Below are 25,336 nucleotides of genomic sequence, written 5' to 3'. Positions count from 1 at the left end.
TTGATCAGCTGTTTAAGACGCTGCTTAAATCCAGTCTCTCTTCTTCTGACAAAGGTAAAAGCGGAAGACGAACAGATCCGACATCTAGTCCTTTCAACTGAAGAGCTGTTTTGACAGGCGTTGGATTTGGCGCTGTGAAAAGCTGTTTCATGATTGGGAGCAGCTTTTGATGGATCAATGCGGCATTGGCCGTTTGACCTGAAGCATAGCTTTTCAGCATTTGCTGCATATCAAGCCCTACGATATGAGACGCCACAGAGACCACTCCTTTTGCACCAACAGATACAGCTGGAAGTGTTAAGCTGTCGTCACCTGAATATACATCGAAATCTTCTGGTGTCTCTGAAATGATTTTTGTCATGGCATCAAGATCACCGCTTGCTTCTTTGATCGCGACAATGTTAGGTATTTGCGCAAGCTTAATGGTTGTTTCTGGTGCTAATGACGCAACCGTTCTCCCTGGTACATTGTAAAGCATGACAGGAAGAGATGTAGACTCGGCAATGGCTTTAAAGTGTGCATACATGCCTTCCTGTGATGGCTTGTTGTAGTAAGGTACGACAAGCATCACTGCATCAACGCCCGCTTCTTCTGCTTTTTTCGTTAGTTTGATAGACGCATTTGTGTTATTACTGCCTGTTCCTGCAATGATTTTACAACGACCATTTGCTAATTTCACCGATTGCTGAAAAAGAGCGACTTTTTCTTCAGTCGATAAAGTTGGCGATTCGCCTGTTGTCCCTGCAACGACTAAAGAGTCACTGCCGTTTTTTAACAAGTAATCAATGAGAATTGATAGCTTTTGGAAATCAATGTTGCCCTTTTTATCAAAAGGTGTAATCATAGCTGTTGCGATATTTCCGAAATTCATTTTTTTCACCTCATCATGATTCAATCACATTTATCTTGAAAGTTCAAACACTTCGTGCAGGGCATTGACAGCTGCTCTCATGTTTTCTTCGTTCACTAGCACCCAAATGGTCGTATGACTGTCAGCCGATTGTAAAATAGAAATGTTTTGCTCGGATAGGGCCGATACAATTTTAGATGTGACACCTGGTACTCCCATGATGCCTGCGCCAACAGCTGATACTTTCGCACAATTTGTTGTCACAATTGGCGTATAGCCAAGATCTTTTAGGATCGACGTTGCCTTTTCAGTCATCGCACCTGTCACTGTATACACAATCTCACTCGGTGTAATGTTGAAGAAGTCGACACTGATTTGTGCGTTTGCCATTGCTTTAAAGACCTCTGTTTGGACGCTGTACTGCCCTTCTTTTGCCGGGACTTTGATTTGCGTCACATCATTGACATGTGCGATACCCGTAATGAGCCGGTCGTACACATCATGGCTCATTTTATCTGAGTAGTGTGACGTCACGAGTGTGCCCTCATCATCAGAGTATGTTGAACGGACCCTCATTGGTACTTTTGCTTGCATCGCAATTTCGACAGCTCTCGGGTGAATGACTTTCGCCCCTTGATATGCAAGGTTGCAAATTTCCGTATATGTCACGACTCTGAGCGGCTTTGCATTTTCAACAATGCGGGGATCTGCTGTCATGACGCCTTCTACATCTGTAAAAATATCAATAAAGTCTGCCTGCAATGCAGCACCTAAAGCAGCTGCGGACGTATCACTGCCGCCTCGTCCAATTGTTGTCACGTCCCCATTTTTCGCGGCTCCTTGGAACCCAGCGACAACGACAACATCATGTCCAGACAGTGCCGCCTCGAGACGCTCACACTTCATATCAATAATTTTCGCACTCGTATGCTCCTTATCTGTCACAAAGCCCGCCTGTGCGCCTGTCATCGCTACAGCTTTTAGCCCGTTTTCATTCAGCATACTTGAAAACACAACAGCTGAAATATTCTCTCCGCAGGAAACAAGCAAGTCTTTTTCTCTATTTGTCATATGCTGCGCGCTGCCGTAAAGCAGACCAAGCAACGTATCTGTCGCATAAGGATCGCCTTTTCGTCCCATTGCGGAAACGACGACAACCGACTTATAGCCTTTCTCTTTTGCCGATAAGATATGTGCAAGTGCCCTTTTTCTACCTTGATCATCTTTGACAGATGTACCGCCAAATTTTTGGACAATTATTTTCACTGTTTTCACTCCAAGTTCATTTACGTAACAGAAGAGAGCAGGCGAAAGATGCCTAACTCTCTTCTGTTCGTCCTCATCATCCATTGAATGTTAAACTAATTTTAATGCTTTTAAGCTTTCTGCAATTTGAACGGAGTTCCATGCAGCGCCTTTTAGCAGGTTATCAGATACAATCCACATATGGAACCCGTTTGGACGGTCCAAATCTTTCCGAATGCGGCCGACAAATACGTCGTTTTTCCCAACAGCATCTGCAGGCATTGGATAAATTTGCTGAGACGGATCATCTTGCAGTGTAATGCCTGGTGCATCTTTTAGAATGGACTTAATGTCGTCAACTGTTGCGTCATTTGATGCTAGTTCGACGTAGACAGATTCTGAATGTCCTGTTTCAATTGGAAGTCTCACACATGTTGCCGCTACTTCTAGCTCTGGCATATGCATGATTTTTTTCGTTTCGTTGATCATTTTCATTTCTTCAAATGTGTAGCCATTGTCTTGGAATTTATCAATTTGCGGAATCGCATTAAATGCAATTTGATAAGGCATGACTTCCGGCTTTACATCTTCTTTATTTAAAATGGCTTGTGATTGGCTGTATAGTTCGTCAATGGCTTCATGTCCTGCACCTGATACGGCTTGGTATGTGGACACAATGACTTTTTTCATGCCATACGCCTGACGAAGAGGTTCTAATGCCGCTACCATTTGAATCGTTGAACAGTTAGGGTTTGCAATGATTCCTTGATGGTCATGCAAGTCTTTTTCGTTTACCTCTGGTACGACAAGAGGGATGTTTTCGTCCATACGAAAAGCACTTGTGTTGTCTACAACAATCGCACCTCGTTTGACTGCTTCAGGAGCTAGCGTCTTGGAAACATTTCCTCCAGCACTGAATAATGCAATGTTCACTCCTTCAAAGCTTTCAGGTGTTGCTTCCTGAACGGTATACTCTTGACCTCTGAATGTCACTTTTGTTCCAGCAGAACGTTTTGAGGATAGTAGAGTCAGTGTATCCATTTCAAAATCTCTGTCAGCTAGTGTTTTTAACATTTGTTGACCGACAGCTCCAGTCGCTCCAACTACAGCTACATGCAATCCTCTTCCCATCAGTAAAACTCCTTCCGACCCATCCATGTTTCTTTTCTTTCGGATGGCCATCCTATGACTTTTTACATTTTATTTTACCATAGAAAAGCAAGGCTTGAAGCATCTTTTTTGAATCTTTCATGATTTTCTAGTGAATCTATTATTCGTTTGGTCCAATTAAAATCGGCTGAATTTGTCTATGCTGGAGTGCCTCTTCTACTGTTTGAGAAAGCAAATCCATGTTCGCGACCATGGAGGTCGGTTTTTTAAATGGATCATCTTGACCAAATGGAATAAAGAAAATATTCTTTGTCGACATCAGCCTCATCAGATTTGTACCATTTAAGCCTAGCGCATCATTTGTCGAAATTCCTAAAACGACAGGACGATGATTTCGAATGGTTGCTTTTGCAGCCATTAAAACAGGGCTGTCTGTCATGGCATTTGCGAATTTCGCCATCGAGTTCCCTGTTAATGGAGCAATGACCATACAATCAAGTGGCAGCTTAGGTCCAAGCGGCTCTGCTTTAACGATTGAGTCAATCGCCTTAAAGCCAGTCAGCTTCTCAATCCGCTCAATCCAGTCAGCCCCATCTCCGAATCTTGTATTCGTGTTCTGGACCGTATATGACACCACTGGACGCACTTCTGCTCCTTCTTTTACAAGTGCTTCGATTTGCGGATAAACAGCTTCGTACGTACAGTGGGAACCAGTTAAGCCAAAGCCGATTCTTTTCCCTTTTAATGTTGTCATGATTCCATCCCCCTTTTTTCCTCTGCAAGTTCACATAAGAGCCCAGAAAGCACTTTTGCAATGATTTGCCCTGCTGTCTTTGGTGCGACAATTCCCGGGAGTCCTGGTGCAAGAAGCGCCTTCACTCCGTGTTTTTGTGCAAAGTCAAAGTCTGTTCCCCCTGGGCGGGAGGCGATATCCAAAATGAGTGTCTTTGGTGTCATGCTGACGATGACAGATGAATCTAATACAAGGCTTGGAATGGTATTGATGATGATATCTACATCCGTTACTTCTTCTTTTAAGCGGTCCATTGAAAATGGATCAAGTCCCATTTCAAAGGCCCGCGCTAAATGAGCTGTATCTGCTGCCCCTACTTTTACGTCCGCACCGAGTGCCCGAAATGTGCGGGCAATGGTGAGTCCTGTTCTTCCGAGCCCGAGAACAACAACACGTGATCCATGAATCGTATAATCCGTTTGCTGAATGGCCATCATGATAATCCCTTCAACTGTTGGAATAGAGTTATATATGGCAATATCATCCCGCTCAAACAGCTTCACAAGTTTTCGGTTCACCTGCTTTGCCAGATTGTCTAAGTACGTATTAGAAATACCTGAGTACAAGGTACAATGGGCAGGGGTTCTTTCTAAATATGCTGCTTCCAGAAAAACCTGCTCATTTGAGAAAACTGTCGCAACAACACCTTCATCCGTTGCCCCTGATACTGGCAGGATCATACTGTCTACCTGTTCGAATGGAAGTTCTGACATTTTCAGCTTTTCAGCCCCAATAAATCCGTGATCCAGCTGATCAAATCCAACCAAAAACACTTTGGCATGCTGCTGTGACAGCTTGCGAATAATTTCAAGCTGCCTTGCATCTCCCCCGATCACCGCAACCGTTAAACCGCTCAACATACTGACCGTTCACCTTCTTTATTTAAAAAAGTCTGTAATATTTTCTGAATCTCCCTTTCAGCATATGAGGAGAGGATTCAGCCTGTGAACAAATCGGAGAGAGAAAAGAAAAAGAGCACCCATTTATGATGGATGCTCTTTTTCCCCGGGCGGCTGAAGTGCTTCAGGCACATCGAGAATGATCATATCTGATCCTATTTTTTGAATGTGATTCCACGGGACGCGGATGTCATTTCCTTGCTTTCGAAAGCCAAACCACTTCACCGAAGGTATGATGAGTGCTGTTATTTGACCGTCCTGTTCATTGATTTCAAGGTCGGTTTGTCCAAGCACGCCAAGCCGCTCCGCTCTTTTGATATCGACGATCTCTTTTCCTGACAGCTCACTTAGCCTCAAAATCGCATCACTTCCCTTCCGTATCATATATGCAGCCACAAGAAGAAATAGACCTCCCGCTTTTTCAAGTTATGAATGATGCCAATTTGAATACCAAGCCGGTTTCAGTTGATGAAAGCGATCATGGTCTGCCAGCATTCTCTCCACTCGGTTTACCATATCTTTTACATGTTCAGTGTCATAAGAAAGCGTCCAGACAATAGAAGAAAAGCAGCTCATTGCTGTATAGATAGAAAAAAGAAGCCAAAAATCGTCTGTGGCCTGCGTACTTACATAGTAATCCAGTTGCCCTGCTGAAAACGGAATACTATTTTCTCGGCTAAATAAGGACAATTTATAAAAATCATGAACTGGGTCACCCCAGTCAGATTGATCAAAATCAATGACTCCTGAATACTCACCTTCTTGTATGATGATATTCCCCAAATGAAAATCATCATGCTGGAATTGATTAGGCCTCGCCTTTACTGCATCAACATGTGATTTGATAAAATCTAATACGAGTTGATCTTGAGCAAAACTCACTCCACTTGATTGATAGGCATGTACATACCGTTCATGTTTCGCCATGACTCTCTCATCCCATGGCGTGACACGAGAAGGTGCTTGACATGTATGCATTAAACTCAGCTCTCTGCCTGCCCGCCTCCCAATTTCATACTGCTCTTCATTTGTGAGCTGATGGATGGATGCTCTAGCATTCTCTCCTTCGATAAAGGAGAAAATACGATAGGTACAGTTGAGTTCAGCACTCATTCCAATCTCAATTACTTCAGAACATAGAAGCCCTCGATCTTTTAACTTTCGCTGCACTGACGCTTTTCTTTTAAAACTGGAATACGTTTTGAGGTTTGATAGCTTGAGCACCAGCTTTTCACTTGAGGATGTTGTGACGAGATAAGTACGGTTTCCAGAAAAGCCAGATGTCATCGACTGGAAGGAGATGGCTTGTGTCAGAAGAGGAGAGAGGCGTTTCAGTTTTTCATATTCCATGAAAGCAGTGCTCCTTTCTTCTTTATTTTATATACAATAAAACGGCAGACCTCTTAAAAGCCTGCCGTGTTGTTTACATTATGATGGCTGATCACCCGTCGGACTAATAAGCGAGAGCGCATAATCCTCTGTAAAGATTCGGTTGGATAAGTTATTCACACCGTCTAATGAGACTTTGTTGATTTCGTCAATAATTTCATCAAGTGTACGATGTTTGCCAAGGAGCAGTTCATTTTTACCGTTTCGGCTCATCTTGCTGTTTGTGCTTTCAAGGCTGAGCATAAGGTTCCCTTTCATTTGCTCCTTAGAGTTTTCAAGCTCTTTTTGCGTGATTCCCTCACGTTTTAAGACGTCTAGTGTTTGTAAGATGGTTTCAGAGAGCAGGTTTAACTGCTTCGCTCCAGTCCCGCCATAAATCGTCAGCATGCCGTTATCTGCAAATGAACTGTGATAGCTGAAGACGGAATAGGCGAGTCCTTTGTCCTCTCTTACATCCTGGAACAAGCGGCTGCTCATGCTTCCGCCAAGAACATTATTTAAGACGATTAAGTCATAGATGCCTTTATCTCCAGCTGGGAGGCCATTAAAGCCCATGCATAGATGTGCTTGCTCTGTTTCCTTTTTGCGTGTGAGCTTGTCATAGTGAAATTGCGGCGCTTCTACAGGCTGTTTTTTTCCTTTCGTTTCATACGAACCGAACCACTTTTCAACCTCGTGAATGAAGGTGTCATCCACATTCCCTGCAACAGAGATGACGACGCGGTCCGGCGTGTAGAATTCATCCATATAAGCTCTAAGAGAGTCACCGTTAAAGGTAGAAAGTGTTTCTTCTGTTCCTAAAATCGGGAACCCTAAAGAATGATCACCATAAATCGCTTTGCTCAACAGATCATGAACGATATCATCAGGTGTATCCTCATACATTTTGATTTCTTCATATACTACATTTTTTTCTTTTTTTAGCTCTTCTTCATCAAAAGCGGAGTGGAAGAACATGTCGCTTAATACATCGAGGGCGTAGCCAGCATGTGAATCAAGCACCTTTGCATAGTAGCAAGTGTATTCTTTTGACGTAAAGGCATTCACTTGACCACCAATGCGGTCAAAGGATTCTGCGATGTCACGTGCAGATCTCGTCTTTGTCCCTTTAAAGAACATATGCTCTAGAAAGTGTGAGATCCCATTAATTTCTGGTGTCTCATGTCTAGAACCTGTTCCAATCCAGACGCCAATTGCGACAGATCTTACAGTGGGATTGTTTTCAAGTACAATTCTTACTCCATTTTGGCATGTATACGTTTTGACCAAGTTTTGCTCCTCCTATTCAACAAACAGATCGGATCACGGATGTCTTTTTTCACTTAGGAGGTCAGAAACCGTTCCTAATTCATATCCTCTTTCCTTGATTTGAGTGATAAGTGCGTCAAGACTTTTCGCCGTCGAATCTGTTGGATGCATTAATATCATCGCCCCATTGTGAATTTTCCCAAGCACCCTTTTTTGTAATATGTTTGGTGACGGTTTTTGCCAGTCAATGGTATCTACCGTCCACATAATGGTTTCCATTCCTTCTTCTGCTGCGAGCTTCACTGTTTCTTCTTTAAAGCTGCCGCTTGGAGGGGCGAACCACTTCGGTTTTTTTCCAAGGGATTCTTCAATTTGACGATTTGTTTTGGTAATCTGCTCTAATGCTCGTTCTCTTGTCAGTGTGCGCATATCCGGGTGATTGTATGAATGGTTTCCAATTTCATGACCATCTGCCACGATTTTTTTAGCAAGATCCGTGCTTTTTTTCACCCATTTGCCCTCTAAGAAAAAGGTCGCCTTGACCTGATGCTTTTCCAGTGTCTTTAACATCATGATTAAATGCTCGTCACCCCAAGCCACGTTGATGAGGAATGCATTCATTTTTTTATTTGGATGTCCCTTGTAAATGGGCTCAGCACCAAGTTCATGTAAATGAATAGAAGGTTTTGTTTCATTGAAAACAAGCAGCTTTTCATCAAATGACCCATGTTTCTTCATTTTTTCATAAGAGGCATCGATATTGACTGTCTGTCCATTTAGACCAGGCATCTTTTTCCACACTTTATCAATCTTAGCATTTTGCGCCTTCACTTCATAGTCAGAAGACTTCGATTCAATCTCTTGATATAAAATATCTTTTGAAACAGATGCAACCTCAGCATGCTCTTTCATTGATTCAATATATGTAACAGCAGCCGGCTGCTTCATCGTTTGATATGACACGAGCAGTAAAAATACAAACACAATGAATGGTAACGTTTTTTTCAATGGTTGTCCCTCCCCTTTACCACAAATTATGATGGGGAGAAACAAGCTAGAACTATTGTTAGCGCAAGAAAAGAAAGAAGCCTGGCACGGATACCTGGCTTCTAACACATTTCATTAAGACTGTTTTTCTTCTTTTTCCTTTTCTTCACGTAAAACAGCTTTGCGAGAAAGGTTCACACGGCCTTGTTTATCGATTTCAGTGACTTTGACAAGTAATTCATCGCCAATCTTCACGACATCTTCTACTTTGCCTACACGGTCAAGCGCGAGCTCAGAAATATGAACAAGTCCATCTTTGCCGCTGAAGATTTCAAGGAAAGCACCGAATTTTTCAATACGTTTTACTTTACCTAAGTAAAGTTGTCCCACTTCAACTTCTCTCACAAGATCTTCAATGATTTTCTTCGCTTTTTGGTTCATGTCTTCTTCTGTAGAAGAGATAAAGATTGTACCATCTTGTTCAATATCGATTTTCACACCGGTATCTTCAATGATTTTATTGATTTGTTTACCGCTTGGTCCAATAACATCGCGAATTTTATCAGGATTGATCTTCATCGTTAAGATTTTTGGTGCATAACGAGATAATTCTCCTCTAGAAGCAGGAATCGTTGACAGCATGCTATCTAAGATTTCCATTCTTCCTTTTTTCGCTTGTTGGAGAGCTTCCTCCAAGATGTCTTTTGATAGACCATCGATTTTGATATCCATTTGAAGCGCTGTTACACCTTTTGATGTACCTGCAACTTTAAAGTCCATATCGCCAAGTGCATCTTCCATTCCTTGAATGTCTGTCAGCACTGTGTAGTATTCACCAGATTTCACAAGCCCCATTGCAATCCCTGCAACTGGCGCTTTAATTGGAACACCCGCATCCATCATCGCAAGTGTGCTTGCGCAAATACTTGCTTGTGAAGTAGATCCGTTCGATTCCAACACCTCAGACACAAGGCGAACCGTATAAGGGAAATCTTTTTCAGATGGGATCACTGGTTCTAATGCACGTTCACCTAGCGCACCATGTCCGATTTCACGGCGGCCTGGGCCACGCATTGGACCTGTCTCACCAACACTGAATTGCGGGAAGTTGTAATGGTGCATGAAGCGTTTCGATTCTTCAACGCCTAGACCGTCAAGAATTTGCACATCGCCAAGTGCACCTAATGTACAAATACTGAGCGCCTGTGTTTGTCCTCTTGTAAATAGACCTGAACCGTGCGTTCTTGGCAGAAGTCCTACTTCTGAAGAAAGTGGACGGATTTGATCTACACCGCGTCCATCTGGACGTATTTTCTCTTCAGTGATCAGACGGCGAACTTCATTTTTGACAAGCTTGTTTAATACATCTTTCGCTTGTTTAATCGTCGCTTCGTCGCGATCTTCTTCTTCAAATTTCTCAACCACAGCTTTTTTCACAGCACTGATTGCATCCTCACGTGCATGCTTCTCATGTACTTGAATCGCTTTCAGCAGGTCTGTTTCAGCAAGTGCTTTTACTTCGTCTGCTAACGTTTGATCTACTTCATATAAAGGTATATCGATTTTTGCTTTACCGACTGCCTTGACAATTTCCTCTTGGAATTCGATTAAGCGTTTGATCTCTTGGTGACCATACATGATGGCTTCAAGCATTGTTTCTTCTGGTACTTCATCAGCACCAGCTTCGACCATGTTAATCGCATCTTTTGTTCCAGCGACTACAAGGTTGATGTCACTTTGTTCAAGCTGCTCTACATTTGGATTGATGATCAGCTTTCCATCAACTCGTCCTACTGTTACGCCGGCGATTGGTCCCTCAAATGGAATGTCAGACACACATAATGCTAAAGATGAGCCAAACATTGCAGCCATTTCAGATGAACAATCTTGATCCACACTCATGACGATACTAATGACTTGTACTTCGTTTCTAAATCCATCTGCAAATAATGGACGGATTGGTCTGTCAATTAAGCGGCTCGCCAGGATCGCTTTTTCACTTGGACGGCCTTCTCTTTTAATGAAGCCACCAGGAATTTTACCTACTGCGTATAATCTTTCTTCGTAGTTCACAGTGAGCGGGAAGAAATCAAGTGGTTTTGGTTCTTTAGAAGCTGTTGCTGAGCTAAGCACAGCTGTATCTCCGTAGCGTACGAGGACCGCTCCGTTTGCTTGCTTTGCAAGCTGGCCAGTTTCAACTGTCAGTTGACGTCCAGCCCAGTCTATGGTGAAGACATGTTTCTCTTGTCCCATTCTGAGAAAAACTCCTCTCTTATCTTGAAATTTTAGTTAATTCTTATTATGAACAAAATGATTTTCACATATCAATGTGAAAGGTGTATGTAGAAGGGTTTTTGCCATTCTTTCAACATTTTAACCATAAAATATTAGTGATTATACGATAAAAAAGCGGGAATCCTCCCGCTTTTTACGATTATCGACGTAAGCCTAGTTTGTTAATTAACTCACGGTAACGAGTTACGTCTTTATTACGTAGATACGTAAGAAGATTACGACGTCTACCTACCATTTTCAAAAGACCGCGACGTGAGTGGTGATCTTTCTTATGAGTACGTAAATGCTCGTTCAAGTTGTTAATTGATTCTGTTAGGACAGCGATCTGAACTTCTGGAGATCCAGTATCAGATTCGTGTGTTTTGAACTCATTAATTAATTGAGTTTTACGCTCTTGAGTAATAGCCATCCTGTTTCACCTCCAAATCATGTTAGCCCCATCTACCTCGCAACCGTCGGTGAAGTCGGCCTGCCAAGTAAGTGGTTTTAAAGCTACAGGAATAATCATACTAAAAATATGCTGAATTTGCAAATGGTAGAGCTGTTTTTCTATGAATTTTTTGTCTGCCTTAGCTGATCTTGAAAAAACTGAATCGCTTCTTCTTTATCTTGACTGATTTGAGCCGTTAACTCCTGAATTCCGTTAAATTTTTGTTCACTGCGAATGCGCTTGAACCACTGTAATTTAATCGGTTCACCATATATTTCTTCGTTAAAATCAAAGAGGTTTACTTCAATGGCAGGCTGATCAGGGCGCTTTTCATAAAAGGTTGGTTTATAGCCAACGTTACAAACGCCGTCATACACTTTGCCTTTGACTTCTGCTCTTACTGCATAAACCCCTGTTGGCGGAATAATATATTCAGCAGATAAACCGACATTCGCAGTCGGAAAGCCGATCGTCCGTCCTCGCTTATCTCCATGAATGACAATACCGCGCAGCTGATAAGGTTTTCCTAAAAGCTCACTCACATATTCAACATCCCCATTTTTCAATGCAGAGCGTATGAGTGTTGAGCTGACTTTTCGGTCTTGATTGGACAACTTAGGAACGATGGTGGCCGTGATACGCCCTTTTCCATACTCATCGAATGTTTCCATTGTGCCTGCACCAAAACGGCCAAACGTAAAATCAAAGCCGGCTACTGCGTGCTTCACATTCAGCTCGTCCAAATATTGGTCCACAAACTCTTGAGGAGATAGCGCTGCAAAGCTTTCGCTGAATTGCACAATGTATAAATAGTCAGCGCCCAGCTGTTCGATGAAATCAATTTTATCCTCAAGCGGTGTAATTAAGTCCTTTGGTTCACGTGCTTTTTGCAAAACATGTGATGGATGCGGGTGAAAGGTCATGACCGTTAAAGCCAATCCTTCTTTTTTTGCAATGCTTTTTGCTGCGTCAATCACTTTTTGATGTCCGAGGTGAACACCGTCAAAATACCCTAAAGCCATAACAGACGGGTCTTGATCCTTTTGATTCAATGTATGTGGGTGTGAAATATGTATAGTCTTCACGAGATGGTCACCTTTTCTTTAAGATTGCTTGTCCTGAGATAAGATCTTTGCCGGCTTCATCAGATTCTGTTTGGTCGGGTGCTTCATATATATCGCCATACAGCGACCTGAAGGAGCAAAGACAGCGACACGATCTTCCTCTGCGAAATGAGCGAATTCATCAGGCATTGGCAGGACTGCACCGTTTTCCACTTTACTTGCTAATGTATCATTTATCTCCCATTTCGGCAAATGATTGAGCGCACGCTCGATCGGGACAAGGTGTTCATCCACTGTGCCTTCTTCGCTTATATTTCGGAGCTCATCGAGGGTGATACATTCATCTAGTGTAAAATCACCTGACCCTGTGCGAATGAGATGTGACATGTGGGCTGGAAATCCCAGTTTCTTTCCAATATCAACCGCTAAGGTTCTGACATACGTTCCTTTTGAGCATAGAACGGTGAATCTAAATGATACCTTTCCATTCTCAAATAAAACAGGTGTCGTCCGCTCGATACGGTGAATTGTAATCTCGCGGCTCGGCCGCTCAATTTCAATGCCTTCTCTTGCATATTCGTAGAGTTTTTTTCCGCCAATTTTCACAGCAGAAAACATGGGAGGAATTTGTTCAATGGTTCCTTCAAACTGCTTCAGTACCGCATCAATTTCTTCTTCTAAAATCGGTTTTTGCACCTTTTTTTCTTCTACGATCTCACCTGTTTGATCTTCTGTTGTTGTAGAAAAGCCAATCGTGATTTCTGCATCATATGTTTTTGATTTATCTGTTAAGTATTCGACAATCTTCGTTGCTCTTCCGATACAAATGGGCAGAACACCTGATACCTCCGGGTCGAGAGTGCCTGTATGTCCGACTTTTTTTGTATGCAAGATCTTTCTCACTTTGAACACACAGTCGTGAGAGGTCATTCCTCTTTCTTTATGTAATAAAAGAACACCATTTATCATCTGCGTTCTCTCCTTTCATAAACGATGAAAAAGGACAGACGATCATCGCCTATCCTTATTTCAACGTCTTATTCGTGATCTTTTGTGTTTAGTTCAGCAATCAGGCTTTCAATTCGGTTTCCGTAATCCACGGATTCATCGAATTCAAAGTGCAGTTCTGGTGTTTTGCGAAGTCTAATTCGATTGCCAATTTCAGAGCGGATATACCCTTTAGCCTTTGCAAGGCCTTTTAAGGTTTCCTCTCTTTTCTTCTCGTCACCGAGAACAGAAATGTAGACTTTCGCAATTTGCAAATCACCGGATACTTCGACATCGGTTACAGTCAAAAAGCCAACTCTTGGATCTTTTAGCTTTCTGCCTAGGATGTCGCCTAATTCTTTTTTCATCTGCTCACCCACGCGGGTTGCTCTCATACTCATGATCTTATCACCTCTAATTAAAACCACTCAGTTTTCGTGATCGTTCGTTCGATTTCAGGAAAGGAATCAATAAAGCTTAAAACACGCTGTAGCTCCTTTTCCACTTGAACCCGAGATGAGGAAATCACGGCGATTCCAATTGATGTACGCTGCCATGTGTCTTGGTAATCCATTTCAGCCATGGTTACATTGAATTTATGGCGCGTTCTTGTCAATATACGTTGAAGAACCGCACGTTTTTCCTTCAGTGAGGAGGCATCATAGATGATGCACTCACATTCGGTATAACCGATCATTTTCTTTCGATTTCTTGCATAACGAATGATTCCATGACATCACCTTCACGGATATCATTGTACTTCTTAATGGTAATACCACATTCATAGCCTTGTGAAACTTCTTTCACGTCATCTTTGAATCGTTTTAATACGTCGACTTCGCCTTCAAAAATAACGACGCCGTCACGGATTAAGCGGATACCACTATCTCTTGTGATGGTTCCTTCAGTGACATAGCCACCAGCAATTGTACCGATTTTAGATACTTTGAACGTTTGACGAACTTCAACTTGACCGATGACTTTTTCTTCATATTCAGGGTCAAGCATCCCTTTCATCGCAGCTTCAATTTCATCGATGACTTTATAAATAATGCGGTGTAAGCGGATATCTACGTTTTCTGTTTCAGCTGTGCTCTTCGCATTTCCATCAGGACGTACGTTAAATCCGATCACGATCGCATTAGAAGCACTTGCTAAAATAATATCAGATTCTGTAATCGCTCCAACACCTGTATGGATAATTTTCACTTTTACGCCTTCTACTTCAATTTTTTGAAGAGCGGCCGTCAGTGCTTCAGCAGAACCTTGTACGTCTGCTTTCACGATCAAGTTGATATCTTTCACTTCACCTTGTTTGATTTGCTCAAATAGGTCATCTAGAGACAATTTTGCTTTGTCTGAACGCTGTTCATCAAGCTGTTTCGAAGCACGCGCTTCACCCACTTGACGAGCTGTTTTTTCGTCTTTGAATACGAGGAACTGATCCCCTGCATTTGGTACATCATTTAAACCAGTGATTTCAACAGGTGTAGATGGTCCTGCTGTTTTCACGCGGCGTCCGATGTCATTGACCATTGCACGAACGCGGCCAAATGTATTTCCAACAACGATTGGGTCACCTACTTGAAGCGTACCAGTTTGAACAAGAAGGGTTGCAACTGACCCTCTTCCTTTATCAAGCTCAGCCTCAATGACAGTCCCTTTAGCCGCACGATTTGGGTTGGCTTTCAGTTCTCCTACTTCGCTGACAAGAAGGATCATTTCAATCAATTCGTCAATGCCTTCACCTGTTTTTGCAGATAGAGGAACGAAGATCGTTTCGCCGCCCCAAGCTTCTGGTACTAGACCATGCTCAGTTAATTCCTGCATCACACGGTCAGGGTTCGCTGTTGGTTTGTCAATTTTGTTAACAGCAACAATGATTGGCACTTCTGCCGCTTTCGCATGGTTAATGGCTTCAACCGTTTGCGGCATCACGCCATCATCTGCTGCAACGACCAGAATTGTCGTATCCGTTACCTCGGCACCACGTGCACGCATCGTTGTAAATGCTGCGTGTCCAGGTGTATCAAGGAACGTGATTTTCTTGCCGTTTTCTTCGATTTGGTATGCACCGATATGCTGCGTGATTCCACCAGCTTCGCCTTCGACGACTTTCGTCTTACGAATGCTGTCAAGAAGCGTTGTTTTCCCGTGGTCAACGTGTCCCATGATCGTCACAACTGGAGGGCGTACTTGCATATCTTCTTCTTTATCTTCAATTTCATACTTTTCAAGTTCAGTTTCTTCTAAAATAATGACTTCCTCTACTGGAACGCCATATTCAGAAGCGATTAATTCAACTGTATCTTTATCCAGTTCTTGGTTAATGGTTGCCATTACACCAAGCATCATCAGCTTTTTGATAATTTCAGCTGTTTCTTTTCCAAGCTCTTCAGCCAGCTGGCCGACTGTCATTGAATTTGTAAATTCAATTTTTTCAGGAAGCTCTTTCTTAGGCTTCACAGGTCTAGCTTGCTGATGCTGCGGTTTGTTATTCCCACCGCGTTTATTTTTGTTTTTGTTTTGGTTGTTGTTTTTTTTGTTTTTATTAAATTGATTATTCTGCACGTCATTCTTCTTTCTATCATTGTTTTTGTTAGATGATTGTTTTTTTTGTTCTGCGGGTTTCTCGTTAGCTGTCTCTTTTGCTTTGACTTTTTTATATTTAGCGTCTAGCTTTTTCACAGTGTCGTCTTCAAGCGTCGCCATGTGGTTGTTCACTTCCACGTTCATATCCTTAAGCGCTGCTATAATATCTTTACTTGAAACATCTATGGCTTTTGCGTATTCATATACTCTCACTTTAGCCATTCGTTCACCCCCAAATAAATTAATCGAGCAAGCTTATCAGCTTCTTAGCGAAGCCTTGGTCAGTGACAGCGACAACTACGCGAGCTTCTTTCCCAATAGAACGTCCGAGAACGGAACGGTCTTCAACTTTTCTAACCGGAACATTATAAAATTTGCATTTGTCAGATACCTTTTTCTCTGTGTTCGATGAGGCATCTGCTGCAAGAAGAACCAGCTTAGCACGCGCATGTCTAATTTCTTTGATCACAAGATCTTCTCCTGACACGACTTTACGAGCTCGATTTGCTAGACCAAGCAAAGGATACCATTCAGATTGAGTCATTTGGTTTTTTCACCTTTTCAGCTAGTTCTAGTAATTCTTCAAATATGTGTTCGTCAATCTGTGTCTGAAATTGCTGCTGTAAACTGCGTTTGTTCTTTGCCGCAAGAATAGTTTCTTTATCGAGAGAAAGGTAAGCTCCGCGTCCGTTCTTTTTTCCGGTTGCGTCAACAGACACTTCACCTTCTTTAGAACGAACAACACGGATCAGTTCTTTCTTTGGTTTCATTTCTCCCGTCACGACACATTTTCTAAGCGGGATTTTTTTTCGGCTATTCACCTTTTACATCACCTCTTATTCGTCAGATTCCTCAGCTACTGGGTCAGCCTCTAAGAAAAGAGATTCAGAGTCTTCAGTTCTTGGGAAAATACCGAGTTCCCTTGCATCTGTTTCGCTTTTAATGTCAATTTTCCAGCTAGTCAGCTTTGCTGCAAGACGAGCATTTTGACCTCTTTTACCAATGGCTAACGACAGCTGATAATCAGGGACAATCACTGTTGTCGCCTTATCTTCTTCATTTACAATGACATCAAGTACTTTTGATGGACTTAATGCATTGGCAACAAATTCAACCGGGTCATTAGACCAATGGACAATGTCAATTTTTTCGCCTTTTAGCTCGTTGACAATTGCTTGTACACGCTGACCTTTTGGTCCAACACAAGAACCAACTGGGTCAACATCAGGATCATCTGTACGAACAGAGATTTTAGAACGGTCCCCAGCTTCTCTAGCAACCGATTTAAGCTCTACAGTACCATCATAAATTTCTGGCACTTCAATTTCAAATAAACGCTTTAAAAGACCTGGATGTGTTCTAGACACATAAATTTGTGGTCCTTTTGTTGTTTTTTCAACTTTTGTAATAAACACCTTAATGCGGTCATGCGGTTTGTAGTCCTCATTTGGCATTTGTTCGTTGACCGGAAGAAGGGCTTCGATTTTGCCAAGTGACACGTAAATAAATTTACTGTCAATTCGCTGAACGATTCCCGTCATAATGTCTTCCTCGCGATCGATAAACTCAGTGTAGATCACGCCTCGCTCTGCTTCTCTCACTCGCTGCGTCACCACTTGTTTCGCTGTCTGAGCTGCAATGCGTCCGAAGTCTTTTGGCGTGACTTCAATTTCAACAACATCACCTACCATGTAATTCGGGTTAATATTGGCTGCATCATCTACAGAGATTTCAAGGCGAGAATCATACACTTCATCTACAACATCTTTTCTTGCAAATACGCGAATCGTTCCCGTTTCGCGGTTTAAATCAACACGAACATTTTGCGCTTGATTAAAGTTACGCTTATATGCAGAAATGAGTGCAGCTTCTATCGCTTCAATAATAATTTCTTTACTAATACCCTTCTCTTTCTCAAGAACAGTCAGGGCATCTAACAACTCACTACTCATTTTTATGGTTCCCCCTTATATCAATGAAAAGGTTAATTGAACGAAACTGCTAATCTTGCGTTAGCTATTTTTTCGTATGGAATATTGATCTCTTTCTTTCTTGTCTTGATCTTCACTGTCACTGTTGCAATCTCACCATCAAAGCTTGTAAGCTCACCTTCAAATGCTTTTTCACCATCAATTGGTTCATATGTTTTCATGAAAACATTTTTTCCAAGTGCTTTTTCAAAATCAGCTTTTTTCTTTAATGGGCGCTCCGCTCCAGGAGAGGACACTTCAAGAAAGTAGTTTTGGCTAATCGGATCTGCCTCATCAAGCTTTTCGCTCAAGGCTTCGCTCACTTTGGCACATTCTTCGATATCGACGCCTTTATCAGAGTCAATAAACACGCGAAGGAACCAGTTTTGACCCTCTTTGACAAATTCAATATCAACGAGTTCAAGCTGTAAGCCATCTAAAATTGGCTGCACCATTTCGCTTACGACATCCACTACTTTTTTGCTCATTCTCTTCCTCCTTGTGCTTTCGATAAACGCTCTTATCAATCATTCTGCATAAAAACCCTGCTTTATGTGAGCAGGGGGAGCAGAAAACGGATGAATAATGTCGAGACAAAAATTGCCTGTTCAATACAAAAGAGCGGGTTTCCCCACTCTTGTCTCGGTAATCGTTAGCATTTCCATAAAAACTATACCATATCCAATTTTTTTATGCAAATGAAGTTCCTTATTCAGCAGGCATTCGCCATCAGTTCTTTTCGTTCATTCTTTTCGCATGTTCACTGATAAGTGCTGCCTCCCTGCTCCCCTTTATGATGCGGAAACCGTCATAATCCGGATAGAGCGAATCATCGTCCTGAATGCTTGTTAAAATCCAAAATTGACTGCCAGCCCCTCCGAGCCGCTCAACCGCTGACAGCCAGCTTTGATATACGTCAGGACGCGCTGATTGATTTTGAACGCCAAACTCTTCTAACACAACTGGTTTTCCGATTGACTTCCCGCGGGTGATATGGTCTTCGATCCATTTCACTCCCCAAGCAGCTGACTTGTTCCAGTGATCTGGGTACAGATGATAGGTTCCATAATCGATATTAGAGAGAGCCGTCAAACGGTCCCAATCGACGCCTTCTCCGCCTCCATAAAACCAGTCTTCATGTCCTGGTATGCGAAAGAACCCTTCATCTCCTACTGCAACAAGATGGTGACGATCCAGCGATTTGATCCACGTACTCATTTCATCTGCCCATTTGACTAGTATATTTCCCGTTGGATCTGACTGCACACGCGGCTCATTAGCTAATTCCCAAGTCATAATAGCTGGATCGTCCTTATATTGAACACCTGTGTACGTATTGGTTCTTTCTAATACATAGCGCACATAATTTTTGTAAGCTTTTTGTATACGAGGATCTGTATAAAAGGCATCATGCGATCCTGCCTCGAACCACTTTACGTATTGATTCATCCCGCCAAAATCATCCCAATTGTTCACTAGTGGGATGACAAGTTTTATTCCTTCCTGTCCCGCTTTATAAATCGCATAATCTAGTTTTTGAAAACCCGATTCTTCATAGACCCCTGGACTAGATTGTAAGACTGAGTTTTCTTGAGGGGCCCCATCGTGAAATCCCCAAATACGTATGACCTTTAAATTCATTGCTTTCATATCATCGAACACAGCATCTACCATCTTTTTAGATTTGTAATGGAAATAGTAATTATTTGTGCCAGCGAAGTAAAATGGTTGATTGTTTAGCGTAAATTGTGTACCAGACGTCTGTACATAAGAGGCGGCCTTAATCGTAAGTGAAAACCAGCCGGCCCATATAGCGGCCACAAGTATGAAGCAAGACACTCTTTGAGTCCATTTCTTCATTTAAATTCCCCTCACAATCTAGCCTTCTTCAGGTACGATCACATCTAGCCGAAGCGGTGTTTGTTCATTTGAATCAAGTTCAATTGTTTGTTGTTTTAACAGTTTACTTTCTTTACCGATTCGAATCTCATATGTCCCGTGAAATGCTCGACATGTCACATTGCCATTAGCATCTGTTTTTACAACTCTTTGTGTCGTCCACTCATTTAGAAGCTTTTCGTAACGTCGGCCTGCTTCATTTAAAGACCAATCATAATTCACGATGGCCGCATGCTCACCTCTCCAATGGGCACCTGCCCAAAATCCCCACATTAGCACTCCTTTTACGGCTGGATGACTAAATGCGACGCGATATAAAGCTTCTAGGTTATCCGCTCTTCTATTAGCGTCAGGGTGAACAGAATCGTACTCTGTGACCCATATAGGAAGACCAAGCTCAGCAAGCACATCGAGCCTCTCTTTTACAACGACTGGATCGACCCGTTCTTCAAAATGTCCTTGAACACCAATCGCCTCAATAGGTGCGCCTAACTGACGCAGTTCATTGATATGCGCTTTATAAGCGTGGTGCTCACCATATGAGATCACGTTATAATCATTCACAAACAATAGTGCTTGAGGGTCAATTTTTTTCGTTTCTTCATACATCCACTTCCAAATATTTTTCCCGAAGCGGTCTTTAAAAAATGAACCATGCATCATTTCATTGTTTACATCCCAATGACGGAATCTCCCTTTAAAATGATTACCCGCATGCTCAAGCCGGTTTTTCATCGATTCATACACTTCGTGATTCGGTAGTGACCTCAGCCAGCTTGGATTCGCATCCTCTACCTCCCAAAATAAAGCGTGCCCTCTCACTGGAAGTTGATGTTTATCTGCAAAATTCAGCATCGCATCTGCTTTTTCGTAGGTGATTTTCCCTCTTTCCGGCTCATTCGCATACCATTTTGCCTCATTTTCAAAAACAGCCCAATTAAAATACTTCACGAAAAAATCGGCATATTGTTGATTAAATAACACTTGGTCATTCATCGCTGAACCAAATGCGAATTCATGCCTGATTTGCTTAATCTCAACCTCTATACCTGCTATTGGCTTTTTTTCGTGATTTGTGACGTTTATTTCAAGATCTCTTTGTCTATGCTCTGAAATTCGATCATTCGCCTCTTTTTTCCACATGAGATTTATCTGCCCATTTTCGCCCTTGTTTAATGATTGATGAAGAAAGCTTCTTTCTTTGACCATGTAAAAACACCCTTATCTTCACTGGATTTTATATTTCCTATTCAAACTGCCGGCTCAAAGAAACCGGCAGCTTCAATTTGACCTGCTAGTTGATGAGACGATGATATTCAGCGTAAGCAGTGGCCATATCCACTTGAGACCAGAAGCGGTGATAGGTGAAAACCGGTGCCCCATTCTCCCATTTGCCTGTTGCTTCATTAAATGAAGACTGATATTTACTCTCGAGTGAAGACCATGCTGGATCTTGTTTAATGTTCGGACGAAGATCAGCAAAACTCGTATAGACCCCATTACCTCCTCGCTGCGGATCAGAAGGAATAGTGCTGGCTCCAGGAATCTGATTCCCTTGACCAAATGTCCCGTTCCAACCATTTGGGAAATACACTTCTTTTTTAAAGAAGCGGTCATAGTCCTCTCTTTCTTCCTCTGTCACAATGCCCACGCCATCATTGTAATTCCACGCAACCTCAAGGAGCTGTGCGGCTGCATCTTTCGCTCTTACGCCAAGCGCTGTATAATCCCCTGTTTCTAGCTTAGTGGCAGCAGCAAAGAATGTTAAAGCCTTGACGAGACTCCCTAGTACGCCCGTATCCTGAGTTGGATCTTTTGTTACAGCTGTTAAGTTTGGATTTCCTGTTGCAGACTGGAACCCATTCCAAGTGTCAGGCTGTCCGCTCCATGCAATATTTCCAGGAAGCCAAAACTCGCCAGGTGCACTCGCTGTAGCAACAGCAGCATTTGTTCCTCCTAGAATTCTTTGTCCTTGATCATCTAAGAAATAACCCTCTTCATCCGACACAGGACGGCTGCCGATAAAAATGTAATCTAATGCATAGTCGACCCATTTTGTGATGCAAGATTTAGCCATTTGGACATTTTCAGATGTTTTGTCTCCGTCTTTCACAAAAATATAATAAAGCTCTGCTACGCGCTCCATCGGCCATGCCTGCATCCCGAACCAGTTATTAGAAGGCGGGTCAAGATAAACAGGTGCATCCTCATATGCCATATCGTAAAAAGTACTTCTTCCCGCCGGATAAGCACTATAGTCTCCATTCCAGCTATTGGTTGCACCTCCTGCAATCGCTCCCTCTTTAGATTGAAGCCATACATAAAATTCAAGCTGTCTTTTTAATGTTTTTTCCCAATCGCTTGCACCAGTAGCGGAAGATGGCTTTAAGCCTCCTTTGTCTGAGGATAAAGCATAAGCGGCGACAGGGTTTTGATACCCTTGGTGACAATGGCTAGCTCCAATACGCCATGACCAGTTGGCATGGTCGCCAAGTCCTCCGCCCCAAGAGGTATACCACGCCATTAAGTAATGACAGGCACCCTTTCCGTTTCCAGGGTACGGATTCCCCTGTTTGCCGCTTCCAATCGTTTGAAAATATTTATCGTACATACCGTAACGAAGAAAATCCCCCATTTTTTTCGCTTTATCAAGATAGGCTGACTGATTATAGCCGAGTTCCTTCGCCCAATACATCACTTGTATTGCACGCGCATCAGCATCCGTCGCATTGGTATAGCGCCACTGAGCAGCTGGTGCTTGATTTTCTTTTGTGAACAAGCTCATAAAGCCTTCATTCGGCTTTCCAAAAGATTTATCATCTTGTGAAGGATGAGGGATGGCCTCCCATACGGATTCCTGTGGACCACGCTGGAATGTGTTCACATATGCAGCTGTATGTGATGGGTTGAGCAAGTTTCCATATTTATACCAGTTATCGACATCAAGCAGCCAGTGCATTAAATACGTTTCATTCGTTCCATAGGTTGATTTCAATTCACCATCAATTGGATCTTGACCAGCAGGACGAGCACCGCTTATCTGGCTAGGGTATTGATCCGGGTATGGTTTTTCTGCTGCGTATGTGGCCGGGCTAGAAGGATTGTAAGCGCTCATATGCGGTTGCTCATCATTTCCATCTTCATTTACTGGGATGATGTACTTCTCCATATTGTCCCAAGCTGCCTCTAATTTGCTCCAATCCCCTGTGTAATGACCGTACAACACCTCAAGCCACAGCCAATAGCTATACGCTTCTGAAGTCGTCATATGCCCATAATCAGGCGCTTCGCAAATGAGCGTCTCAATTGAATGATACGGAATTCCTTCTGGTGAAAAATATCCATTCGCATCGCTTTTGATTTGATGATAAAGCGTTAAAAACCGTTCTTTGTTTGACAAGTCCTTCACCCTTTCAATACATCTTGATTTTTATTTGTCTGGAAGTGTACCAAATACTAAAGCGCCATCATCAAAAACAGGAATCCTCGCTGTTTTTTGCATATTGGATGTTAAGCCTTGAAAGGAATAATCATTTGAGGCATCCCATATATTCGACCCATTTGGCGCGGATAATCGAAATTGTATTTCCTTCTTATGCTCTGATTCTCCTCCAGGAAAAATAGCTACGCCCGTAAAATCGATTTCTGCATAATATACTTGGGCTGATGCGTCATATACCTTCAGCGGAGATAAGGAAGCGCCTTCATTGTAGGCAGCTGTCACTTGAATATCTTTTTCAGTGAATCCCTTTGCAAAGACCTCATTCAGATTGACATAATATCTAAAGGACAGCGTTTGACTGCTTCTTGCCGGCCAGCCGGACCGATTGTATAGAACCGCCTTCACCTGAGTTGATGTTGTATCGTTATTCATCACAGCTGCCTCTACAAAAAACTCATCCTCAGCCTGTTCTTTAGGCGGGAAATTTGGCAGCTTAGATTGCCCCTTTCCAAACAGCTGCACCATTTTGGCTATATTTCCAGTAAAGGCGGCATTATAGTCCGTCGCCACCTCGTTTGATACATAATCAGAGATGTCATCGTCATATTGATCCTGTGCATTAGGCCCGCCAACAAGTGCTCCATAAAGAGTGTGCCGGTGATACGAAGGATTTGTCAGCTGGTTTGACCATGAGCCATGTGCAGTTCGATGGTGTGGGTGCTTCGGCGGATTCTGGCCAAACCCAACGACATAGCTTCTATTTAGCGGATTATCACCTAGCATATAGTGAGTTTGCTTGATCGCAAACGTTTGATATCGATTCTTTTTTTCTTCATCTGACACCCAATCAGCGTAGACAAAGGCTAAAAATGCTGCATTTGCTGTATAACGAAGCGAACCCCATTGATCTAGCCATGCCAAACCGCCAGGCGTATAAGTGATTCTTTCGACTTTTCCATTTTGAACAATACCTGTGGTCCAGTAATCGAGGTTACGCTCTGTCGATTCAATAAATCTATTCTCCTTCGTGATTCTTGCGAGTAAGATTTGTGAAGCAAAGAAAGTATTGTCCCATGACATGGTAAACGTATAATCCCAATCCTTTGGCCATTCTTCTACTGCTTTTAGTGCTTGATTTAAATAGGTCTCTTCATTTGTCGCCAAGTACAGCCAGATTCCGCCCCAAATGAGTTCGTCAATATAGCCGCTCCAGGAGTTGTAAAACGGCTGAGCGTTTGTGACACACTCTGTATACTCGCCGCGATATTGGTCAGCAAATGCATAAAGCTGTTTCGCGTGGGTCAGAAGCTCTGCTGCATAAGGGGCATCTGTCTCTTTAAAAATGATAGAGCCCGCTGCTAAAGCTGCAGCAGTTTGTGCGGCCACTTCTGTTCCTGGACAATTTTCATCAATTTTAAAAGCTGGCCGGCTCATCGGCATCACTTCTGCCGGTCCCCACCAAGCATGATCAGCGTTCCCATCACCTACCTGCGCCCAAAACTCGTTCGGACCTGTATGTGCTTTCAAAAAATAATCCGTTGCCCACCTGATTTGATCGAGGATGTCATCAAGCAGTTCTGCCTCTTCATAGGCTTCTCGGTATTCATATACTGTCCATGCAAGCACAGCTGCTGAGTAGGCCATCGGAAGTCCAAATTTCACATGATCACCTGCGTCATACCAGCCGCCAGTTAAGTCATGCCCTACATCCTTCCCGTCCTCTAGTCCAGAATCTCCCCGCCAGTTGAGACGACTGCTTTTGGGAAGCTTTCCAGACCGCTGCGCTTCATAAAACAACAAGGACTTTTGAAGAACTTCTACATAGTTATAAGATGCCATTTCCGTATGACTCACCCCTTCTTCTTAGTCAAACATGAATAGACAAGCCACCTCCTTTGATTCAGAACGTGATTTGAACAGTTTTGAAAGAATCAAATATGTTTCAAAAATAAGCATAGTAAACAGCAATCAGCTTTACGCTCATCGAAGGTTTTTTCTCTTGATTCTTTTTGTGACTGTACCCAGAATGATCATATGTCGCATGAGAACATTTCAGACGGCGAAATTCTCTTTTTTGCTCTATTTGGGTAGAAAGAATGACATACAATCTCTTCTCTTAAAACATCACGTTAAATC

Annotated in this window: 24 protein-coding genes; all 24 read right to left on the bottom strand. The window is 42.6% G+C overall.

Translation table 11 applies throughout. From position 1 onward, the window contains the following. Positions 1-4 precede the first annotated feature (4 nt). On the bottom strand, positions 5-871 hold the full coding sequence (gene dapA / locus C6W21_RS03715; RefSeq protein WP_106049352.1) for a 4-hydroxy-tetrahydrodipicolinate synthase: 867 nt from the start codon (positions 869-871) through the stop codon (positions 5-7). A 30-nt stretch (positions 872-901) separates the two neighbouring features. Continuing rightward, a complete protein-coding gene (dapG, locus tag C6W21_RS03710; protein WP_106049351.1) occupies positions 902-2,116 on the bottom strand; it encodes an aspartate kinase in 1,215 nt (404 codons plus the stop codon). Positions 2,117-2,206: 90 nt separating this feature from the next. Continuing rightward, the gene (asd, locus tag C6W21_RS03705) at positions 2,207-3,226 is read right to left on the bottom strand and encodes an aspartate-semialdehyde dehydrogenase (protein WP_106049350.1); all 1,020 of its coding nucleotides are present in this window, start codon (positions 3,224-3,226) and stop codon (positions 2,207-2,209) included. 139 nt (positions 3,227-3,365) lie between these two features. Beyond that, positions 3,366-3,959 (bottom strand): dipicolinate synthase subunit B, encoded by a 594-nt coding sequence (gene dpaB, locus C6W21_RS03700; RefSeq protein ID WP_044141876.1) that lies wholly within the window; start codon positions 3,957-3,959, stop codon positions 3,366-3,368. After that, positions 3,956-4,858 carry a dipicolinic acid synthetase subunit A gene (dpaA, locus tag C6W21_RS03695; protein WP_106049349.1) on the bottom strand — a complete coding sequence of 301 codons (903 nt, stop codon included), beginning with the start codon at positions 4,856-4,858 and terminating at the stop codon, positions 3,956-3,958. Before dpaA ends, dpaB begins: the two co-directional genes overlap by 4 nt. Positions 4,859-4,981: 123 nt before the next feature. After that, positions 4,982-5,254 (bottom strand): YlmC/YmxH family sporulation protein, encoded by a 273-nt coding sequence (locus C6W21_RS03690; RefSeq protein WP_012010001.1) that lies wholly within the window; start codon positions 5,252-5,254, stop codon positions 4,982-4,984. A gap of 69 nt (positions 5,255-5,323) precedes the next feature. Next, positions 5,324-6,247 (bottom strand): aminoglycoside phosphotransferase family protein, encoded by a 924-nt coding sequence (locus C6W21_RS03685; RefSeq protein ID WP_106049348.1) that lies wholly within the window; start codon positions 6,245-6,247, stop codon positions 5,324-5,326. A gap of 78 nt (positions 6,248-6,325) precedes the next feature. Then, positions 6,326-7,555: a M16 family metallopeptidase gene (locus C6W21_RS03680; RefSeq protein ID WP_106049347.1), complete on the bottom strand. Its 1,230-nt coding sequence runs from the start codon at positions 7,553-7,555 to the stop codon at positions 6,326-6,328. A 33-nt stretch (positions 7,556-7,588) separates the two neighbouring features. Continuing rightward, positions 7,589-8,482, bottom strand: coding sequence for a polysaccharide deacetylase family protein (locus C6W21_RS03675; protein ID WP_223260977.1), 894 nt, complete (start codon positions 8,480-8,482; stop codon positions 7,589-7,591). Between the two features lie 174 nt (positions 8,483-8,656). After that, positions 8,657-10,774 (bottom strand): polyribonucleotide nucleotidyltransferase, encoded by a 2,118-nt coding sequence (gene pnp, locus C6W21_RS03670; protein WP_106055913.1) that lies wholly within the window; start codon positions 10,772-10,774, stop codon positions 8,657-8,659. 181 nt (positions 10,775-10,955) lie between these two features. Beyond that, on the bottom strand, positions 10,956-11,225 hold the full coding sequence (rpsO, locus tag C6W21_RS03665) for a 30S ribosomal protein S15 (RefSeq protein WP_008354438.1): 270 nt from the start codon (positions 11,223-11,225) through the stop codon (positions 10,956-10,958). Between the two features lie 140 nt (positions 11,226-11,365). Then, complete coding sequence (ribF, locus tag C6W21_RS03660) at positions 11,366-12,331, bottom strand: bifunctional riboflavin kinase/FAD synthetase (protein ID WP_106049344.1); 966 nt, start codon at positions 12,329-12,331, stop codon at positions 11,366-11,368. 18 nt (positions 12,332-12,349) lie between these two features. After that, on the bottom strand, positions 12,350-13,279 hold the full coding sequence (truB, locus tag C6W21_RS03655; RefSeq protein ID WP_106049343.1) for a tRNA pseudouridine(55) synthase TruB: 930 nt from the start codon (positions 13,277-13,279) through the stop codon (positions 12,350-12,352). Positions 13,280-13,347: 68 nt separating this feature from the next. Beyond that, the gene (gene rbfA / locus C6W21_RS03650; RefSeq protein WP_106049342.1) at positions 13,348-13,698 is read right to left on the bottom strand and encodes a 30S ribosome-binding factor RbfA; all 351 of its coding nucleotides are present in this window, start codon (positions 13,696-13,698) and stop codon (positions 13,348-13,350) included. A 17-nt stretch (positions 13,699-13,715) separates the two neighbouring features. Beyond that, positions 13,716-13,994 (bottom strand): DUF503 domain-containing protein, encoded by a 279-nt coding sequence (locus tag C6W21_RS03645; protein ID WP_012009994.1) that lies wholly within the window; start codon positions 13,992-13,994, stop codon positions 13,716-13,718. Continuing rightward, entirely contained in the window at positions 13,991-16,111 is a 2,121-nt protein-coding gene (gene infB / locus C6W21_RS03640) for a translation initiation factor IF-2 (protein WP_106049341.1), read from the bottom strand. Before infB ends, C6W21_RS03645 begins: the two co-directional genes overlap by 4 nt. Before the next feature lie 19 nt (positions 16,112-16,130). Continuing rightward, on the bottom strand, positions 16,131-16,433 hold the full coding sequence (locus tag C6W21_RS03635) for a YlxQ family RNA-binding protein (protein ID WP_034662287.1): 303 nt from the start codon (positions 16,431-16,433) through the stop codon (positions 16,131-16,133). Further along, entirely contained in the window at positions 16,420-16,710 is a 291-nt protein-coding gene (gene rnpM / locus C6W21_RS03630; RefSeq protein ID WP_058013969.1) for an RNase P modulator RnpM, read from the bottom strand. The genes C6W21_RS03635 and rnpM overlap by 14 nt, the downstream gene beginning before the upstream one ends. Before the next feature lie 15 nt (positions 16,711-16,725). After that, positions 16,726-17,841, bottom strand: a complete 1,116-nt coding sequence (gene nusA, locus C6W21_RS03625) for a transcription termination factor NusA (protein ID WP_106049340.1) — start codon at positions 17,839-17,841, stop codon at positions 16,726-16,728. A gap of 32 nt (positions 17,842-17,873) precedes the next feature. After that, entirely contained in the window at positions 17,874-18,347 is a 474-nt protein-coding gene (gene rimP, locus C6W21_RS03620) for a ribosome maturation factor RimP (protein WP_106049339.1), read from the bottom strand. 241 nt (positions 18,348-18,588) lie between these two features. Beyond that, complete coding sequence (locus C6W21_RS03615; RefSeq protein ID WP_106049338.1) at positions 18,589-19,719, bottom strand: glycoside hydrolase 5 family protein; 1,131 nt, start codon at positions 19,717-19,719, stop codon at positions 18,589-18,591. Between the two features lie 18 nt (positions 19,720-19,737). Continuing rightward, the gene (locus C6W21_RS03610) at positions 19,738-20,967 is read right to left on the bottom strand and encodes an endo-1,4-beta-xylanase (RefSeq protein ID WP_106049337.1); all 1,230 of its coding nucleotides are present in this window, start codon (positions 20,965-20,967) and stop codon (positions 19,738-19,740) included. Between the two features lie 85 nt (positions 20,968-21,052). Beyond that, positions 21,053-23,158 (bottom strand): glycoside hydrolase family 48 protein, encoded by a 2,106-nt coding sequence (locus C6W21_RS03605; protein ID WP_106049336.1) that lies wholly within the window; start codon positions 23,156-23,158, stop codon positions 21,053-21,055. A 30-nt stretch (positions 23,159-23,188) separates the two neighbouring features. Further along, positions 23,189-25,039: a glycoside hydrolase family 9 protein gene (locus C6W21_RS03600; RefSeq protein WP_106055912.1), complete on the bottom strand. Its 1,851-nt coding sequence runs from the start codon at positions 25,037-25,039 to the stop codon at positions 23,189-23,191. Between the last annotated feature and the right edge of the window lie 297 nt (positions 25,040-25,336).

This window comes from Bacillus sp. NMCN1 (assembly GCF_002998085.1).
Classification (GTDB): domain Bacteria; phylum Bacillota; class Bacilli; order Bacillales; family Bacillaceae; genus Bacillus.
Note: the sequence above shows the minus strand (reverse complement) of the source record. Positions and strands in the feature narration are given on the sequence as shown.